The sequence below is a fragment of the Paracidovorax sp. MALMAid1276 genome (genome assembly GCF_049198005.1).
Taxonomy (GTDB): Bacteria; Pseudomonadota; Gammaproteobacteria; order Burkholderiales; family Burkholderiaceae_C; genus Acidovorax.
This window is the reverse complement of sequence record NZ_JBMIRS010000051.1, coordinates 22,057-40,672: the sequence shown is the minus strand read 5'-3', so window position 1 is coordinate 40,672 and position 18,616 is coordinate 22,057. Positions and strand designations below refer to the sequence as shown.

At 67.8% G+C, this 18,616-nt stretch carries 12 protein-coding genes; 9 read left to right on the top strand and 3 right to left on the bottom strand.

Features of this window, described 5'->3' with window-relative positions:
- Positions 1 to 195: 195 nt before the first annotated feature.
- Together ACOQFS_RS03090 and ACOQFS_RS03085 are read left to right on the top strand one after the other, a co-directional pair.
- Positions 196 to 1,431, top strand: a complete 1,236-nt coding sequence (locus ACOQFS_RS03090) for a urate hydroxylase PuuD (RefSeq protein ID WP_421561508.1) — start codon at positions 196 to 198, stop codon at positions 1,429 to 1,431.
- Positions 1,432 to 1,539: 108 nt separating this feature from the next.
- Positions 1,540 to 2,295, top strand: a complete 756-nt coding sequence (locus ACOQFS_RS03085; RefSeq protein ID WP_421561507.1) for a hypothetical protein — start codon at positions 1,540 to 1,542, stop codon at positions 2,293 to 2,295.
- A gap of 136 nt (positions 2,296 to 2,431) precedes the next feature.
- Here ACOQFS_RS03085 and ACOQFS_RS03080 read toward each other — a convergent pair whose 3' ends face one another.
- Entirely contained in the window at positions 2,432 to 4,309 is a 1,878-nt protein-coding gene (locus tag ACOQFS_RS03080) for an EAL domain-containing protein (RefSeq protein ID WP_421561506.1), read from the bottom strand.
- 115 nt (positions 4,310 to 4,424) lie between these two features.
- On the opposite strand from ACOQFS_RS03080, the gene ACOQFS_RS03075 reads away from it, so the two are divergent.
- Together ACOQFS_RS03075 and ACOQFS_RS03070 are read left to right on the top strand one after the other, a co-directional pair.
- Complete coding sequence (locus tag ACOQFS_RS03075) at positions 4,425 to 5,783, top strand: glycerate kinase type-2 family protein (RefSeq protein WP_421561505.1); 1,359 nt, start codon at positions 4,425 to 4,427, stop codon at positions 5,781 to 5,783.
- A 352-nt stretch (positions 5,784 to 6,135) separates the two neighbouring features.
- Positions 6,136 to 8,265 carry a sensor domain-containing diguanylate cyclase gene (locus tag ACOQFS_RS03070; RefSeq protein WP_421561504.1) on the top strand — a complete coding sequence of 710 codons (2,130 nt, stop codon included), beginning with the start codon at positions 6,136 to 6,138 and terminating at the stop codon, positions 8,263 to 8,265.
- A gap of 255 nt (positions 8,266 to 8,520) precedes the next feature.
- On the opposite strand, the gene xdhB is transcribed toward ACOQFS_RS03070, so the two are convergent.
- The gene (xdhB, locus tag ACOQFS_RS03065) at positions 8,521 to 10,956 is read right to left on the bottom strand and encodes a xanthine dehydrogenase molybdopterin binding subunit (RefSeq protein WP_421561503.1); all 2,436 of its coding nucleotides are present in this window, start codon (positions 10,954 to 10,956) and stop codon (positions 8,521 to 8,523) included.
- Positions 10,953 to 12,596: a xanthine dehydrogenase small subunit gene (gene xdhA / locus ACOQFS_RS03060; RefSeq protein ID WP_421561502.1), complete on the bottom strand. Its 1,644-nt coding sequence runs from the start codon at positions 12,594 to 12,596 to the stop codon at positions 10,953 to 10,955. Before xdhA ends, xdhB begins: the two co-directional genes overlap by 4 nt.
- A 99-nt stretch (positions 12,597 to 12,695) precedes the next feature.
- On the opposite strand from xdhA, the gene ACOQFS_RS03055 reads away from it, so the two are divergent.
- The 5 genes from ACOQFS_RS03055 to ACOQFS_RS03035 all read left to right on the top strand — a co-directional run bounded on the left by ACOQFS_RS03055 (position 12,696) and on the right by ACOQFS_RS03035 (position 18,549).
- Entirely contained in the window at positions 12,696 to 13,628 is a 933-nt protein-coding gene (locus ACOQFS_RS03055; RefSeq protein ID WP_421561501.1) for a LysR family transcriptional regulator, read from the top strand.
- 79 nt (positions 13,629 to 13,707) lie between these two features.
- Complete coding sequence (locus ACOQFS_RS03050) at positions 13,708 to 15,282, top strand: ABC transporter ATP-binding protein (protein ID WP_421561500.1); 1,575 nt, start codon at positions 13,708 to 13,710, stop codon at positions 15,280 to 15,282.
- On the top strand, positions 15,275 to 16,348 hold the full coding sequence (locus ACOQFS_RS03045) for an ABC transporter permease (RefSeq protein WP_421561499.1): 1,074 nt from the start codon (positions 15,275 to 15,277) through the stop codon (positions 16,346 to 16,348). The genes ACOQFS_RS03050 and ACOQFS_RS03045 overlap by 8 nt, the downstream gene beginning before the upstream one ends.
- Entirely contained in the window at positions 16,348 to 17,268 is a 921-nt protein-coding gene (locus ACOQFS_RS03040) for an ABC transporter permease (protein ID WP_421561498.1), read from the top strand. The genes ACOQFS_RS03045 and ACOQFS_RS03040 overlap by 1 nt, the downstream gene beginning before the upstream one ends.
- 114 nt (positions 17,269 to 17,382) lie before the next feature.
- On the top strand, positions 17,383 to 18,549 hold the full coding sequence (locus tag ACOQFS_RS03035; RefSeq protein ID WP_421561497.1) for a BMP family ABC transporter substrate-binding protein: 1,167 nt from the start codon (positions 17,383 to 17,385) through the stop codon (positions 18,547 to 18,549).
- Positions 18,550 to 18,616 lie beyond the last annotated feature (67 nt).

Here is an 18,616-nt window from a genome sequence, read left to right as displayed (position 1 = left end):
TCGGGCCGGGGCTGGAGCCAGGAACAAATCCTGCATACACTTTTCACTGACATTTTTCGGTTTCACGGGTCGCAGCGGTGCCCCGGCGGATCATTTTCCGCCAAGGTGCGCGACCAAAATCTCTGCTCAGAGCGCCCGCAGTGGTGAGCAGGTTTGCCACTTTTTTGCAGCGCCCCGCGCTGCCAAGGTTGAGATATGGAAAGCTACGTACTCGACTGGGCCAACCTGCTGCTGCGCTGGGTCCACGTCATCACCGCCATCGCCTGGATCGGCTCGTCGTTCTACTTCGTCTTTCTGGACAGCAGCCTCACGCCGCCTGAAGACGAAGACCTGAAAAAGCAGGGCGTGAGCGGCGAACTCTGGGCCGTGCACGGCGGCGGCTTCTATCACCCGGTCAAGTTCGCCGTCTCTCCACCGCAGCTTCCCAAGCACCTGCACTGGTTCTTCTGGGAAAGCTACAGCACCTGGATCAGCGGCTTTGCGCTGTTCACCGTGTCGTACCTCTACAGCGCCAGCACTTACCTCATCGACAAGTCGAAGATGGACTGGGCGCCCGCCACAGCCATCATCGTGGCGCTCGCCTTCTTCGTCGTGTTCTGGCTGCTGTACGACGCCATCTGCCGCATCTTCGGCCAGAAGAAGAACGGCGACGCCATTGTGGGCGCGCTGGTGTTTGTGCTGGTGTGCGTGGCCTCTTGGCTGGCCTGCCACTGGTTTGCCGGGCGCGCCGCCTTCCTGCTGGTGGGCGCCATGATCGCCACCGCCATGAGCGCCAACGTGTTCTTCTGGATCATCCCCGGCCAGCGCACCGTCATCCGCCAGATCCGCACCGGCCAGAACGTCGACCCCATCCACGGCAAACGCGGCAAGCAGCGCAGCGTGCACAACACGTATTTCACGCTGCCCGTGCTGTTTGCCATGCTCAGCAACCACTACAGCTTTACCTGGAGCCACCCGCAAAACTGGCTGGTGCTCATCCTCATGATGTTTGCGGGCGCCGCCATCCGCCAGTTCTTCGTCATGCGCCACGGCTATAAGCTGGGCCGCAACGGCAACCCGCTGCCGTATGCGCTGGTGGGCGTGGCCGTCATCGTGGGCGCCATCGTGTGGATGCGCCCTGCGCCACAGGCGGCTGCAGCGGTTGCTCCTGAAACAGGAGCTGTCAGCGCTTTACCAGCAAGCGCTGGGGGGCAAAATGACTACAAATCACTTCAGGTGGTGCTGGAGCAGCGCTGCTATCTGTGCCACGGCGCCCAGGTGCAAATGAAGAACCTGCGCGTGGACTCGCCCGAGCAGGTCAAGCAACACGCGCAAGCCATCTACCAGCAGGTGGTGGTGCAAAAGCTCATGCCCATGAACAACGCCACGGGCATGACGGACGCGGAGCGGGCGCTGGTGAAGCGGTGGTTTGAGGCGGGGGCGGGGAATTGAGGGCTGGCGAGCCGTAACCGGCTTCGGAAGCAAGTTCTCGCTGAAAATTCAGTCCAGTTTTGGCGTCCCTATGCGCGACAGATTTACAAGTGCCGATTGGAGAACTTCATGGCGAGAAAACACGATCTTGACAATCGATCTAACCAACTCAATCCCAACAATGACGCATATCACAGTTCTCGCAGCCATTCGCGGTGCGAGGATGATCTGGATGTGGAGGATTGGAAGGGGTTCGCTCCTACAGTCTCCACTCCGCGGGCGCAAAAGGTCTCGCGCTCAGCGACCTACGGTTTTGGTGCAGTGTCAGTATCCAAAAAGGCGGCCTTTGTCACTGCGACCTTCAATGCGACTGCCAGTCCGTTTTCCCTGGATGCGGTCCGTGATTGCAACTTTTTGCACGACAAATTTTCAGAAGAATTCACGCCTATCGCTCGAAACCACTTAAAGAATGTTCTTGGAAACGACGCATTAGCTCTATTTGCCGTTTTCGATCCTTCGACTGATAGATTGCCTTGGCATGTGCCTCTTCATTTGGAAGATTTAGGGAAAACAGCCAGCGCATTACGCCCAGAGACCTGTGCATATCTTGCATCTGCATTGAGGCCTTCGGCGCGAGCGTCAGATCATGAGGAGGCGATGTACCGTGCTTTCTCGAGTCGGGTCAAAACTGGCGATTTCACCAAAATGTCGATAAGGGATAAGTTGGATCCCGAGCCGTACATCAGCGCGTTGCGTGAAGCTGTCAGTGCAGAGGCCCCATCCTTGGGTGAATTTCAAGTTCCACATGACGGGCTCATTTCGCTTGCCGATAGCAATGTCATTCTTCGAAAGCTCGCAGAACTTCGGGGAGCTCGAACCTGCTGAATCCAACTGGGGCTAGATCCTCCTCCAGTTCGCGAATGGTGGGACCATTCGTTTTCGATTGTGGCAAGCGAAGCGGCGGTGGTATGACGGCTTTGGCATCAGTTGTCCTGTTAAAGCCACGTCACCCTCGGCCACCCTACGCCGCCAACACATCCTGCAGCGCCCGCGCCGCCGCCAACGCCCCCAGGCTCGATTCCGTGAACCCCCCATGCAGCACCACCCCGGTCGCTGCCTGTTTGGCTTCATGCTTGGCCACGGCGGCCAGGTTGGCGACTTCTTCGGCGTGGCGGAAGCGGCCGGGGGTGATGCGCACGGCGCCGATGGCGAGGGTGGTGCAGGGGAAGAACCGGCGCACGCCGTGCCGGTCTTCGGCCTCGATGCCGCCGGCCTGCCGTGCGGGTTCGTCGAACAGCGTGATGGCCTCGCGCGCAAACTCATCCACGATGTTCTTGCAGCGCTGCAGCCAGTTGCTGCTCTGAAAGATCAGCATGAAGTCGTCCCCGCCCACATGGCCCACAAAGTCGCGGCGCGCGTCGCAGTGCGCGGTGGCCAGGCGGGCCACCAGGCGGATCATCTGGTCGCCGCGCCAGTAGCCGTAGTGGTCGTTGAAGGGCTTGAAGTTGTTCAGGTCGGCGTAGCAGGCGACAAACTCGGTGCCGTTGTCCAGCAGGCGCTGCATGTGCAGGCTGATGGGGATGTTGCCGGGCAGAAAGGTGAGCGGGTTGGCGTGGCGCGCGGCCTCGATGCGGGTCTCCGTCACGGCGCGCACCAGCTGGTCGCCCGTGCCCAGGCCCAGGTAGCGGCCGTTGTCGGTGACGATGTAGCCGTCGTTCAGGTAGCGCTGGTCTTGCGATGTGAGGATGCCCATGAGCTGGTCCACGTCGCAGTCCAGCTCGACCACGCGCGGGGCGGGGTTGGCAAACGCCAGGCAGGGTTTGCGGCCATGCACTTCGCGGAAGTACAGCGTGGCGTAGTGGTTCATGAACTGCTGGCGGTTGATGAGCGCCACGGGCCGCGTGCCGTCCACCACGGCCAGGGCGTGCAGGTCGGTGTGCTGCTGAAACACGGCGGCCACGGCGTCGTTGCTGCTGCTGGGGGCCACGGTGGGGGCCTGCAGCACCAGCAGGCTGCGCAAGATGCCCGGCCGCGCGGCCTGGCCAAGGTGGGGCAGCACGGCCACGCGGCGGTCGTGCATCACCTCCAGTGCGGGCATGTCTACCGTGTCGCGCGGCGCGGCGGCGGGGCGGCCCAGCAACCAGCCCTGGCCAAAGGGGATGTCCAGGTCGCGCAGGGCGCGCAGGTCGTCGCGGGTTTCGATGCCTTCGGCGATCAGCGTGGTGCCAAACACGTCGGCAATGCCCTTGATGGCCTGCAGCATCTGCAGGTTCTCGGGGTGCTCGCTGATGTCGTGGATGAAGTATTTGTCGATCTTCACGAAGTCGGGCTTCACCTCGGACCACAGCCGCAGGCTGGATCTTCCGTCGCCAAAATCATCCAGCGCCAGGCGCGCGCCGCAGGCGTGCACGGCCTTGATGGCCTCGCGCAGCTGGGGCATGTCGGTCACCCGTTCGTGTTCGGTGATCTCCAGCACCAGCAGGCGCGCGCTCAGGCCCAGGCTGCGCACGGTTTCGCCCAGCGCCTTTGTGCCCAGCAGGGTCACACCGTGTACCAGGGCATCGGCGCTGATGTTGACGAACAGGCGGCCCGGGGCGTCGCTCTGGCCCCACTGCTCCAGCGCGGTGAACACGCACAGCAGCTCGAAGTCGAGCAGCAGGCGCTCGCGCCGGGCCAGTTCCAGCAGCACGTCGGGGGTGTGAAAAGGGCTGCCCTGCGGGCCGCGGATCAGGGCCTCGTGGGCGTAGATGCTGCCTTCGCGCAGGTCGGCCAGCGGCTGGAACACGCAGTGCAGGCCGCCCTCCTGCATCAGCCGGGCCAAGGGCCCCGTGCCATGGCGGGCGTCGGGCGACAGCATCGCCAGCATGGCCTCCCGTCGGCTCCCTTGGATGTAGTGCATGGCGTGTTCTCGGTCCCTGAGCAAGGCGCCAAAGATAGCCGCCGGGTGTGACATTCCGGTTACAACTTGTCATGCTTTGGGAGGGTGTGGAAAAGGGCGCTGCACAATGGGCGCCATGCCTGAACTCCACCCCAGCACCCCCACCGCGTCCCCCTCCGCCCCGCTGCCCGATGCGCGCACCGCGCCGCGCGAGTTTCTGCGGGCCTTGTTCGACACCGCCGTGCGCAGCGCGCAGCCGCTGCACGGCATGCGGCAATGGCTGCCCGCACCGCCCGAGGGCCGTACGCTGGTGCTGGGCGCGGGCAAGGCCGGGGGCGCCATGGCGCACGCGCTGGAGGCGCTGTGGCCGGTGGACGCACCCCTGTCGGGTCTGGTGGTCACGCGCTACGGGCACATCCCACCCCGGCCCGCCGGGCTGCCCCAGCGCATTGAAGTGGTGGAGGCCGCGCACCCCGTGCCCGATGCGGCGGGGCTGGCCGCCGCGCAGCGCATTCTGGATCTGACGCAGGGCCTCACGGCCGACGACCTCGTGCTGTGCCTGATCTCGGGCGGGGGCTCGTCGCTGCTCACGCTGCCGGGCGAGGGCCTCACGCTCGAAGACAAGCAGCAGATCAACCGCGCGCTGCTGGACAGCGGCGCCCACATCGGCGAGATGAACTGCGTGCGCAAGCACCTCTCGCGCATCAAGGGCGGGCGGCTGGCGGCGGCCTGTGCACCGGCACGCGTGGTCACGCTCACCATCAGCGATGTGCCGGGCGACGACCCTTCGGTGATCGCCAGCGGCCCCACGGTGCCCGATGCGACCACCTGCGCCGACGCGCTGGCCATTCTGGACCGCTATGGCATTGCCGTGCCCGATGCCGTGCGCGCCGCGCTGGAAGCCGGCACGCCCGAGACGCCCAAGCCCGGCGACGCGCGGTTTGCCGACCACGCCGTGCACCTGATCGCCACGCCCTGGCAGGCGCTGCAGGCCGCGGCCGATGCGGCGCGCAGCGCGGGGCTGGCGGTGCATGTGCTGTCCGACGAGATCGAGGGTGAATCGCGCGAGGTGGGCAAGGTGCATGCCGCGCTGGCCCGGGCGGTGGCGCGGCATGGCGAGCCCTTTGCGCGCCCCTGCGTGGTGCTGTCGGGCGGCGAGACCACCGTGACGGTGCGCCCGCGCGCACCCGGTGCGGCCCGGGGCCGCGGCGGCCGCGCGGGCGAGTTCTGCCTGGGCCTGGCCCAGGCGCTGCAGGGCCAGGCCCAGGTGTGGGCGCTGGCGGCCGACACCGATGGCATCGACGGCGTGGAAGACAACGCCGGCGCCTTCGTCACGCCCGACACGCTGGCCCGCGCCGAAGGGGCCGGCCTGCGCATCGACGACCACCTGGCGCGCAACGATGCCTGGGGTTACTTCGCGGGGCTGGGTGATCTGCTGGTGACCGGCCCCACGCACACCAATGTGAATGATTTCCGTGCGCTACTGATTTTGTAGCTATTAGCCTTTATCCAATAAGCGCTGAAGGGCATTTTCATTCAAATTTTTCGGGGGATTGTCCCGTGTGTGGGGTGCGCACGGGCGGCAGCGTGAGTGCGGCTGCGGGCGCGCCTTGCCATGCTGCTGGACGGTGCGCGGATGGTGCGCCGTCGTTGCGCGGCAGCCCTGGGCGGCAGCGCCGGTGGATCAGGGTTTTCACCCGCTTTGACCGAGGGTTCCACCCAAGCCCGGGGCGTGGGGCGCTGCGTATATTTGTTGGCAACTGTCTGGCCTGACCCGACGCCATGCCAACCGCCTGCCCTGTGTTCACGCCCTTGCGCCCCGTCCGCGCCCGCTTCCCGGAGTGTCCATGACGCCCCCCGCCACCCCTGCGCCGCACCCCGATGCGCCGGGCTGGAAGATGCCCGGTGCGCTGGTGCTGCGCCTGGTGCTGGTGGCGGTGCTGGCGGTGATGGTGTCGGGGGCGGTGTCGGCGTGGCTGGTCACGCGGGCGTCGGGGCAAGAGGCCATGCGCCGCATGGTGAGCCAGCAGACCGACGAGGTCGAGGTGGTGGCCCGCTTGCTGGCCAGCAAGATCGAGCAGAGCCAGAAGGTGCTGCGCACCGTGGCGGCGGGCATCACGCCGGGCATGCTCGACTCGCCTTCCACGCTGGAATGGCTGCTGCAGCAGGGCCTGCCGGCCGTGCAGTTCTTCGATTCGATGCAGGTGGCGCGCGACAACGGCGAGCTGCGCATGAACCTGCGCGCCGGGCGGCTGCAGAAGGCCTCGGAGCTGGACCCGGCCGAGCGCGATGCGCTGCGCCGCACGCTGGTGCATGGCAAGCCGCTGGTGTCAGAGCTGATCGGCGGGCGCACCAGCGATGCCCGCGTGATGTTCACCATGCCGCTGCACCGCGACGACGGCACCGTGCTGGGCGTGGTGGCCGGTGCGCTGCGCCTGCAGTCGCAGGGGCTGCTGCCGCCCTCCATGGCGCTGCCCGCGCGCGACGATTCGCGGCTCATCGTGTTCACGCGCGACGGCACCATTCTTTCGCACTCCGACCCCACCCGCGTCATGGGCCAGGTGCGCGACGAGCCGGGGCTGGCCCCCGTCTATGCCCAGTGGCAGACGCAGGCCCAGCCCGTGGTGGGCCGGGGCATCACCCATGCGCAGCCCGACCACGTCGTGAGCCTGGCGGGCATGCCGCTTCCGCAGTGGTTCGTGGCGCGGGTCAGCCACTCGCAGGCCCTGCTGGAGCCGCTGCAGGGCGCCCAGCGCGATGCCTGGTGGCTGGCAGCGGCCAGCATGGCACTGTGCGCGCTGCTCGTGGCGCTGCTGATGGGGTGGATGGCCCAGCCGCTGGCGCAGCTCACGCACGGCGCACGCCGCCTGCTGCAGCCCGCAGCCAGCGCGGGTGCACCGCCCCCCGCGCCCGAAGACGCTGCCTGGCCGCGCGCAGGCGGCGAAGTGGGCGCGCTGGTGCGGGCCTTTGAGGGGCTGGTGCGGCAGGCGCACCGCCAGCAGCGCCAGATGGCCACGCTGAACGGGCAGTTCGAGGCCATTCTGGACAACGCCTCGGTGGGCATCGTCATATCGCGCCAGGGCCTGCTCGATGTGGTCGGCCGGCAGGCCGGGCTGATGCTGGGCTACGGCCCCGGCGAGCTGAGGGGCCGCCCGGCCCGCATGCTCTATGCCACCGATGCCGACTACCAGCGCCTGGGCGAGCGCGTGCAGGCCGAGTTTGCCGCGCACGGCGCGTTTGACGGCGATGTGTGCTTTACCCGCAAGGACGGTACGCCCGTGTGGGCGCGCGTGCAGGGCCGGGGCGTGCAACCCGGTGAGCTGGACGGCGAGCTGGACGGCGGCACGTTGTGGATCCTGGAGGACATCACGGCCGCGCGCGAAGCCCAGGCGCAACACGCCTGGGAGCGCAGCCACGACGCGCTGACCCAGCTCTACAACCGCGCCGCGTTCGACGAGCGCCTGGGCCTGCTGATGGCCGAGCGCGCAACGCGCCCGCGCCACCCGCCCGCCGAGGGGCAGGAGCCCGATGGCGATGGCGTGGTGCTGTTCATGGACCTGGACCACTTCACCGTGGTGAACGATGTGGCAGGGCACGACGCGGGCGACGACGTGCTGCGCCATGTGGCGCGCCTGCTGGAGTCGCAGGTGCGCCAGATCGGCTGGGCCGCGCGCCTGGGCGGCGACGAGTTTGCCGTGGTGCTGCCCGGCTGCGCACTGGCGCGCGGCCAGGCGGTGGCCGAACAGCTGCGCGTGTCGGTCGCGGCATGGGAGCCGTCGTACCAGGGGCGCAGCTTCACGCTGGGCGTGAGCATCGGGCTGGTGGTGCTGGACGCCAGCCTGCAGGACGTGCCCTCGGTGCTGTATGCGGCCGACATGGCCTGCTACGACGCCAAGCGCGCGGGGCGCAACCGGGTGGAGACGCGGCACGCGAGGCAGGCGACGGCCTCGGGGCGGATGGCGCTCGGGCCGGTGTAGCGGGCTGGCGGGGGTTTGCTCCCTCTCCCCTCGCGGGAGAGGGTGGGGGAGAGGGGGAGACGTGGCAGAGCGCCGGGGGGTATCCCCCCTCTCCCCCGGCCCCTCTCCCGCGAGGGGAGAGGGGAGCGAGGAAACCGGGAATTTTGGGGTTTTTTGGGCCCCAGCGCTTACTGGTCAAGCGCTGACAGCTATCAAATCAGGAGTTTTCTTGTGGGCGAGCAGCGAGGCGCGTGCTGGTGCACGCACCGCCGCCCCTCACCCCGCCACCCGCCCCAGCGCCCGCAGCACGTTCTCCGCCGTGGCCGGCGCCGTCAGCACCACGGGCTTGCCAGCAGCGTCCGCGCTGCGGCCCGCAGCCACCGCGTTGCGCAGGGCTTCGTACACGCTGATCGCCAGCATGAACGGCGGCTCGCCCACGGCCTTGCTGCCGCCCACGTTGTCCTCGCGGTTGGCCTCGGGCCACAGCGCTATCTTGAAGTGCGCGGGGATGTCGCCCGTGGCCGGGATCTTGTAGGTGCTGGGCGCGTGGGTAGACAGGTAACCCTTGTCGTTCCACACCAGCTGCTCGGTGGTGAGCCAGCCCATGCCCTGCACGAAGCCGCCTTCGATCTGGCCGATGTCGATCGCCGGGTTGATGCTGTGGCCCACGTCGTGCAGGATGTCCACGCGCAGCACGCGGCTCTCGCCGGTGAGGGTGTCGATCACCACCTCGGAGCACGCCGCACCATAGGCGAAGTAGTAGAACGGGCGGCCCGTGAGCGTGGCCTTGTCGTAGTGGATCTTGGGCGTGCGATAGAAGCCGTCGCTCCACAGCTGGATGCGGTTGGCGTACGCCTCCTTCACCACGTCGCCCCAGGCGCGCACCTTCTTGGGCGAGATGACCTGGCCGCCCTCGAACCGGACGGCGCCCGCGCCGCAGGTGTCGAGCCCGGCCACGAACGAGGCGATGTTGTCGCGCACATTGCGCGCCGCAAACTGCGCGGCGCGGCCGTTCAGGTCGGTGCCGCTGCTGGCGGCCGTGGCGCTGGCGTTGGGCACCTTGCTGGTGTCGCTGGCCGTGACCAGCACGCGCGAGAGCGGCACGCCCAGCTCGTCGGCCACGATCTGCGCCACCTTGGTGTGCAGGCCCTGGCCCATCTCGGTGCCGCCGTGGTTCACCTGCACGCTGCCGTCGGTGTACACATGCACCAGCGCGCCCGCCTGGTTGAACAGCGTGGCCGTGAAGCTGATGCCGAACTTGACCGGCGTGATGGCCAGACCGCGCCGCAGCACGGGCTGCAGCGCGTTCCACGCCGCGATGTCGGCCTGGCGGCGGCGGTAGTCGGCGTCGCGCTCCAGCTGGGGCATCAGCGCGTGCAGGATGTTGTCCTCCACGGTCATCTGGTAGTGCGTCACGTTGCGGCCGTCGCTGTCGTCCTTGCCATACAGGTTGGCCATGCGCACGTCCTGCGCGTCGCGGCCCAGCGCGCGGGCGATGTCGCCCAGAATGGCCTCGATCACGATCACGCCCTGCGGGCCGCCAAAGCCGCGAAAGGCCGTGTGGCTCTGGGTGTTGGTCTTGCAGCGGTACGAGGCGATCTCCACGTCGCTGAGGTAGTAGGCGTTGTCGCTGTGGAACACGGCGCGGTCGGCCACGGGGCCTGACAGGTCGGCGCTGAAGCCGCAGTTGGCGGCCATCTGCAGCTTGAGGCCCGTGATGCGGCCCGTGCCGTCAAAGCCCACGTCGTATTCGTAGGCAAAGGGGTGGCGCTTGCCGGTGACCATGAAGTCTTCGTCGCGGTCCAGCCGCAGCTTGACGGGGCGGCCCAGCTTGTTGGCCGCCACGGCGGCCCACACGGCCAGGTGGCCGGCCTGGGTCTCCTTGCCGCCAAAGCCACCGCCCATGCGGCGGCACTCGACCTTGACGGCATGGTTGTCGATGCCTAAAGCATGCGCCACCCAGTGCTGCACCTCGCCCGGGTGCTGGGTGCTGGAGTAGATCCACCACTGTTTTTGCTCCAGCGGCAGGGCGTAGGCGATCTGGCCTTCCAGGTAGAAGTGCTCCTGCCCGCCCACCTCGAACGCGCCCTGGAGGCGGTGGGCCGACTGTGCGAGGCCCGCTGCCGCATCGCCCCGGCGCACGAACACCGGGGGCAGCACATAGCTTTGCGCCTTCAGCGCGTCGTGCACGCTGAGCACGGCGGGCAGGGGCGTGATGTCGGCCTTCACGGCCCGCACGGCGCGGCGCGCCTGCATCACCGAGTCGGCCACCACCAGGCCGATCACCTGGCCGATGTGCTGCACGGTGTCGACGGCGAACACGGGCTCGTCGTGTGCGAAGGCGGCCAGAAGCTTGTCGCCGGGCACGTCCTGCGCCAGCACCACGCCGCGCACGCCGGGCAGGGCCAGCGCGGCGCTGGCGTCCACGCCGTTCAGTTTGCCGTGGGCCACGGTCGACAAAATCGGCGACGCATACAGCGTGCCCTTCACCTCGGGCAGGTCGTCGATGTAGTGGGCCGCGCCCGCCACCTGGGCGCGCGCGCTTTCGTGGATGTGCGACTGGCCCATGGCGCGGTGGCTGGCGGGGGCGCTGGTCTGCAGCGGTGCCGCGGGCTCGGCCGCATGCGCGTCGGCTTGGGCCGCGACGGGAGCGTCCACCGCGTCGCGGCTGATCGGGTCGGCGGTGGGGGGCAGGGTTTCTCGCTGGTTCATGCCAGTGCCTCCAGGCGGAAGTTCTCCACGCTCACGGCCTCTTCGCCCTGGCTTTCGAGCCAGAAGCGCTGCAGCAGGCTGGCGAGCACGGTGCGGCGGTAGGCGCCGCTCGCGCGCATGTCGGAGATGGGGCTGAATTCGGCCTGCAGCGCCTGCGCGGCGCGGGCCACGGTGTCGGCCGTCCACGGCTGGCCGGTGAGGGCGGTCTCGGTCTGGCGCGCGCGCGCCGGGGTGGCGGCCACGCCCCCGGCGCCCACGCTGGCGCGGCGCACGGTGCCGGCCTCGATGTCCAGGTTGACGGCCAGGCAGACGGCCGAGATGTCGTCGTCAAAGCGCTTCGAAATCTTGTACGCGCGCAGCGCTTCGGTAACGCCGGGGCGCGGCACCACGATGCGCACCAGCAGCTCGTCGGGCGCCATCACGTTCTGGCGGTAGCCTGTGTAGAGGTCTTCCAGCGCCAGGCTGCGTTCGCCGCGCACGCTGGCCAGCACCACCTGGGCGCGCAGCGCGATCAGCAGCGGCATCGAGTCGCCGATGGGTGAGCCGTTGGCCACGTTGCCGCCCAGCGTGCCCGAGTTGCGCACCGGCAGGCCCGCAAAGCGGCTGGCAAAGCCGTGCAGCTGCGGCCACTGCGCGGTGAGCGCGGCAAAGGCGTCCGTCAGGCTGACGGCCGCGCCGATGGTGATGGCGTGCGCATCCTGCTGCACCGCCCGCAGCTCGGCCACGCGCGTCAGGTCCAGGATGCGCTCGTACTGCTTGTGCTGCTTGGTGATCCACAGGCCCACGTCGGTGCAGCCGGCCACCACCTGCGCTGTGGGGTGTGCGGCGCGCGCGGCCAGCAGGTCGTCCAGGGTGGCCGGCAGGATATAAGAAGAATTGGCCTCCAGCGCTTGCTGGTCAAGCGCCAATAGCTCTAATTTTTGTAGCACGGTGGCCTCGTCCACCGCCACGGGGGGCAGAGCGGCCATCTGCTGCGCGGCGTCCAGGATGGGGCGGTAGCCGGTGCAGCGGCACAGGTTGCCCGAGAGTTCTTCTTGCGCCAGCTCGCGCGTGATGGGCGCCAGCACCCCCTCGGTAGGCAGCGGGCCGTCGGCCGTGGGCAGCGCCGGGACCACATGGTTCTGGTACATGCCGAACAGGCTCATCACGAAGCCCGGGGTGCAGAAGCCGCATTGGGAACCGTGGCACTGCACCATCGCCTCTTGCGCGGGGTGCAAACCTGCTGCGCGAACGGGGGGCGTCGTTGCCCGGTGCTCGGAATCCTCATGGACCTGCATGTCCATTCCGGTTCCTGCGCTCCGTGCGCCTCGCCCGCCGTCCGCTCGCGACGGTTTGCATGCGCCGCCGACCGGCTGGATCATCGGGTCTTCGGCCAGGTCTTCCACCGTCCACAGGGCCATGCCGTCGATGGAGTGGGCCAGCCGGATGCAGCTGTTGACGGCGCTGTAGTGCAACTTGCCGTCGCGCGCCTCGCCCAGCACCACCGTGCAGGCGCCGCAGTCGCCTTCGCCGCAACCTTCCTTGGTGCCGGTGCAGCCCAGGTCTTCGCGCAGCACCTCCAGCAGCGTGCGGTCGGGTGGTACATTGCCCAGCGCCACGGGCTGGCCACGGCGCAGGAATTGCAAGGGGCGGATAGTCATCACAAAAGCCACTTCGATGTTCTTGGGTTCTTAGGAGGGTAGAGCGCGCAGGCGCCGCCGGCATAACCGCAAGCTTATGGCACCCATGCCCCCACCGCTATGAGAGACCACGCGCTTTTCGACAAGATAGACCTCCATCTCATCAGGGTCTTGCACACCGTGCTTACAGAACGCAGCGTATCGAGGGCCGCCGTCCGCCTGGGCATGCACCAGCCGGCGGTGTCGGCTGCGCTCAAGAGGCTGCGCGATCTGGCGGGCGACCCGCTGCTGGTGCGCTCGGGCGCCAGCATGATGCCCACCGATGCCGCGCTGCGCATGGTGGAGCCCGCCGGTGCCATCCTGCGCTCGGCCGAGGCGCTGTTCTCCGATGCGCGCGGCTTCGATCCGCGCACCTCCACCCGCACCTTCCGCGTGGCCGCCAGCGACTACCTGGACCCGCTCTTCCTGCCGCAGCTCGTGGCCCGCATCAAGGTGGAAGCGCCCCTGTGCCCCATCGAGATCCTGCCCCTGTCGGCCGACGCGCACTACCACGCGCACCTGGCGCAGGGCGACGTGGACGTGGTCATCGGCAACTGGCCCCAGCCGCCGGATGATCTGCACATGGGCCGCCTGTTCGGCGACGAAGTGGTGTGCCTGGTCAGCCGCGACCACCCCGCCGTGCGGCGCGGCTGGGACGTGGACGACTGGCTGGCGGCCGAGCACATCGCGCCCACGCCCACCCACCCCGGCGCGCGCGGCGTGATCGACGCGCACCTGGACGGCCTGGGCCTGCAGCGCAACATCACCGCGCGCTGCGCGCATTTCAGCCTGATCCCGGACATCGTGGCATCCAGCTTGCTGGTGCTGACCACCGGCCGCCAGTATTGCGAGCGCTATGTGGCCCAACTGCCCCTGGCCATCCTGCCGTGCCCCGTGCCGTTTCCGCGGCTCATGTACTACCAGCTCTGGCATGCGCGCACCCACCATTCCGCTGCCGCCGCGTGGCTGCGCGAATGCGTGAAGACCGTGGCCACGTCGCTACGAAAAGAATAGCTGCCTGTGCTTTACCAGTAAGCGCAGGAGGGTGTTTTGATTCATAAAAAAAGCCATCAAACTGAGAGACAATCACCGCATGAGTTCACCCCCCACCCCTCCCGCTCCGGGCGCCGCGCCGCCGCGGCTGCAGCTTGCGGGCATCACCAAGCGCTATCCGGCCGTGGTGGCCAACAGCGGCGTGTCGCTCACGGTGCAGCCTGGTGAAATCCATGCCGTGCTGGGCGAAAACGGCGCCGGCAAGTCCACCTTGATGAAGATCATCTACGGCTCGGTCAAGCCCGACGAAGGCAGCGTGCACTTCAACGGCCGGCCTGTGCAGGTGCGCAACCCGCAGGAGGCGCGGGCCCTGGGCATCGCCATGGTGTTCCAGCACTTCAGCCTGTTCGACACCCTCACCGTGGCCGAGAACGTGTGGCTGGGCCTGGACAAGAGCCTCACGCTGGCCGAAGTCACCCAGCGCATCAGCGCCAAAGCGGCCGAATACGGCCTCGACATCGATCCCCTGCGCCCCGTGCACACCCTGAGCGTGGGCGAGATGCAGCGCGTGGAAATCATCCGCGCGCTGCTCACCAACCCCAAGGTGCTGATCCTGGACGAGCCCACCTCGGTGCTCACGCCCCAGGCGGTCGAAAAGCTCTTCGTGGTGCTGCGCCAGCTGGCCAGCGAGGGCTGCAGCATCCTCTACATCAGCCACAAGCTGCACGAGATCCGCGCGCTGTGCACCGCCTGCACCGTGCTGCGCGGCGGCAAGGTCACGGGCGTATGCAACCCGGCCGAAGAATCCAACGCATCGCTGTCGCGCCTGATGATCGGCGCCGAACCGCCGGCGCTGGAGCACCGTGAGGTGCAGACGGGCGCCACGCTGCTGCGCGTGCATGGCCTGTCGCTGCCGCGCGCGGACCAGTTTGGCGTGGACCTGGTCGACCTGCAGTTCGAGGTGAAGGCCGGCGAGGTGGTGGGCATTGCGGGGGTGTCCGGCAATGGCCAGAAGGAACTGCTGTATGCCCTGTCGGGCGAAGATGCGCGCGCCGAGCCCGCCAGCATCCAGGTGGCGGGCCAGAACGCAGGCCGCTTGGGCCCGCGCCAGCGCCGCGCCCTGGGCCTGCACTTCGTGCCCGAAGAACGCCTGGGCCGGGGCGCCGTGCCCACCATGGGCCTGGCGCACAACCTGCTGCTCACGCGCACCGATGCCGTGGCGGGCGGCGGCTGGATCAAGGTGGGCGCGCTGCACAAGCAGGCCGCGTCCATCATCGAGCGCTTCAACGTCAAGGCCGGGGGGCCGAACTCGGCCGCCAAGTCGCTGTCGGGCGGCAATTTGCAGAAGTTCATCGTGGGGCGCGAGATCGACGCCGCGCCGAAGCTGCTCATCGTCTCGCAGCCCACCTGGGGCGTGGACGTGGGCGCGGCGGCGCAGATACGCGGGGCCATCCTGCAACTGCGCGACGCGGGCTGCGCCGTGCTGGTGGTCAGCGAAGAGCTGGACGAATTGTTTGAAATTTGCGACCGCCTGCACGTGGTGGCCAAGGGGCGGCTGTCGCCTTCGGTGCCGCGCGCGGACGCCACGGTGGAGCGCATCGGCGAATGGATGAGCGGCCTGTGGGAACAGCCGCGCACACCTGCCCACGTGGCAAAGGAGTTGGCCCATGCTTAAGCTCGAACCGCGTCCCCAGGCGTCGCGCCTGTGGACCTACGGCTCGCCGCTGCTGGCGCTGGCCGTCACGGTGCTGATCGGCGTGGCCCTGTTCGTGGCGCTGGGCAAGGACCCGGTGCGCGGCTTGCAGGTGTTCTTCTGGGAGCCCATCAAGTCGCCCTATGCCATCGGCGAACTCATGGTCAAGGCCACGCCGCTCTTGCTGATCGCGCTGGGGCTGGCCGTGTGCTTTCGCTCCAACGTCTGGAACATCGGCGCCGAGGGGCAGTTCGTCATCGGTGCCGTGGCCGCTGGCGGCATCGCCCTCATGGCCGACAAGACCACCGGCCCCTGGATCGTGCCGGCCATTCTGGTGGCCGGCGTGCTGGGCGGCATGGTGTGGGCCGGGATCACGGCCCTGCTGCGCGACAAGTTCAACGCCAACGAAATCCTGGTGAGCCTGATGCTGGTGTACGTGGGCACGCTGGTGCTGGGCTACCTGGTGTATGGGCCGTGGAAGGACCCGATGGGCTACAACTTCCCGCAGACCAAGACCTTCGAGAAGGTCACGCAGATCCCGCGCCTGATGCAGGGCTCGCGCGTGTCCATCGGCCTGCTGCTGGCGCTGGCCGGGGCGGCGGCGCTGTGGGTGTTTTTGTTCCGCACGCGGGCGGGGTTTGCCCAGCAGGTGGGCGGGCTGGCCCCGGCGGCAGCGCGGTATGCGGGCTTTTCGTCGCGCAAGGCCTTGTGGACGGCGCTCTTGATCTCGGGCGGCGCGGCAGGCCTGGCGGGTGCGCTGGAGGTGGCCGGGCCCATCGGCCAGCTCACGCCCTATGTGCCGGCGGGCTACGGCTTTGCGGCCATCATCGTCGCGTTTGTGGGGCGTCTGCACCCGGTGGGCATGATCCTCTCGGCCATCCTCATGAGCATGTTCTACATCGGCGGTGAACTCGCGCAGTCGCGCCTGGGCCTGCCCAAATCGCTGACCGGCGTGTTTCAGGGCCTGCTGCTCTTCACGCTGCTGGCCTGCGACACCTTGATTGCCTACCGCATCCGCTGGGTGGGCGCACGCAAAGGAGTGGCGTGATGGAATCGTATGCACTCCTCATCGGCGCCACGCTGAGCGCGGGCACCGTGCTGGCGATTGCCGCCCTGGGCCTGCTCATCAATGAAAAGGCCGGCATCGTCAACCTGGGGGCCGAGGGCATGATGCTCTGCGCCGCCATTGCGGGCTTTGCCACCGTGGTGCACACGGGCAACACCTGGCTGGGGTTTGTGGCGGGCATGGCGGCAGGCGCGCTGCTGGCCGCCATCTTCGGCGTGCTGGTGATCTGGCTCAACACCAACCAGTACGCCACGGGACTGGCGCTGAGCCTGTTCGGCGTGGGCTTCTCGGCCTTTGCCGGCATCAGCTACGTGCAGGCCAAGCTGCCCGAGCTGCCCAAATACGCCATTCCGGTGCTGGGCGATGTGCCGCTGCTGGGGCCTGCGCTGTTTCGCCAGCACCCGCTGGTGTACCTCACCATGCTGCTGGTGGCGGGGTTGATCTGGTTCCTGTACCGCTCGCGCGCCGGGCTGGTGCTGCGCTCGGTGGGCGAATCGCCCGAATCGGCCCACGCGCTGGGCTACCCGGTGCGCCGCATCCGCCTGGCTGCGGTGGTGGCCGGGGGCTCGCTGTGCGGGCTGGCGGGGGCCTATATCTCCACCGTGTACACCCCGCTGTGGGTGGAAGGCATGGTGGCCGGGCGCGGCTGGATCGCGCTGGCCCTCACCACCTTTGCCACCTGGCGCCCGGCACGGGTGTTGCTTGGGGCTTACCTGTTTGGCGGCGTGACCATGCTGCAGTTCCACCTGCAGGCCACGGGCGTGCAGGTGGCCAGCCAGCTGCTGTCCATGCTGCCCTACCTGGCCACCATCGTGGTGCTGGCACTGATCTCGCGCAACCCGACCTGGATCCGCGTGAACATGCCGGCATCGCTGGGCAAGCCGTTCTACCCGGGGGCCTGATCCCTGCGGCCGGGCTGGCTTGACCGGCTTTACCAGGTGGTGAAACGGCCCATAATCGCGTGTTTTCGTCCCGCAAGCCTCTCGTCTTTTTTTCTTCATCGATAAGGAACCGACATGACTGATCTGCGCAAACGCTCTCTCCTCAAGGTGGCAGCCCTCTCCGCCGTGGCCGCTGCGGCCGTGGTGGGCTGCGGCAAGAAGGAAGAGCCCGCACCGGCCCCCGCTCCTGCGCCCGCACCTGTGGCGTCGGCGCCCGCACCCAAGCCCGAGCCGCTGAAGATCGCATTTGCCTATGTGGGCCCCGTGGGCGATGGCGGCTGGACCTTTGCGCATGACAACGGCCGCAAGGCCATCGAGAAGGAGTTCGGCGACAAGGTGGTGACCAGCTTCGTCGAGAGCGTGCCCGAGTCCGCCGATGCCGAGCGCGTGCTGCGCGACATGGCCAGCCAGGGCAACAAGCTGATCTTCGGCACGACCTTCGGCTACATGGAATCCATCCAGAAGATCGCGCCCGACTTCAAGGACGTGAAGTTCGAGCACGCCACCGGCTACAAGACCGCCGACAACGTGCGCACCTACGACAGCCGCACCTATGAAGGCGCCTACATGGCCGGCGTGATCGCGGGCGCCATGACCAAGTCCAACACGCTGGGCGTGGTGGGCTCGGTGCCAATCCCTGAAGTGATCCGCAACATCAACAGCTTCACGATGGGTGCCCAGTCGGTCAACCCCAAGATCAAGACCAAGGTGGTGTGGGTGAACGAATGGTTCAGCCCACCCAAGGAAACCGAAGCCGCCACCAGCCTCATCAATGGCGGTGCTGACGTGTTGTTCCAGAACACCGATTCGCCGGCCGTGCTGAAGACGGCACAAGAGAAGGGCAAGCGCGCCTTCGGCTGGGATTCGGACATGACCGCCTACGGCCCCAAGGCCCACCTGGCCTCGGCCATCATCAACTGGGGCCCCTACTACATCAAGGCCACCAAGGACGCGCTGGATGGCACCTGGAGCACCGGCCAGAGCTGGTGGGGTGTGAAGGAAGGCGCGATCGACATCGTCTCGATCGCCGAAGACGTGCCGGCCGAGATCAAGACCAAGGTCGAAGAGATCAAGAAGGGCCTGGCCGATGGCACCTACAACATCTGGAAGGGTCCGATCGTGGGCCAGGACGGCAAGGAAGTGCTGGCCAAGGATGTGGTGGCCGATGACAAGTTCCTGGGCGGCGTGAACTTCTACGTCAAGGGCGTGGAAGGCAAGATCCCGGGCGGCGAGAAGAAGTAATTCGCCAAGCGGCTGCAGGCCCGGCTTGCGGCCTGCGTGTGGGAGGGCTGCCTGCGGGCAGCCCTTT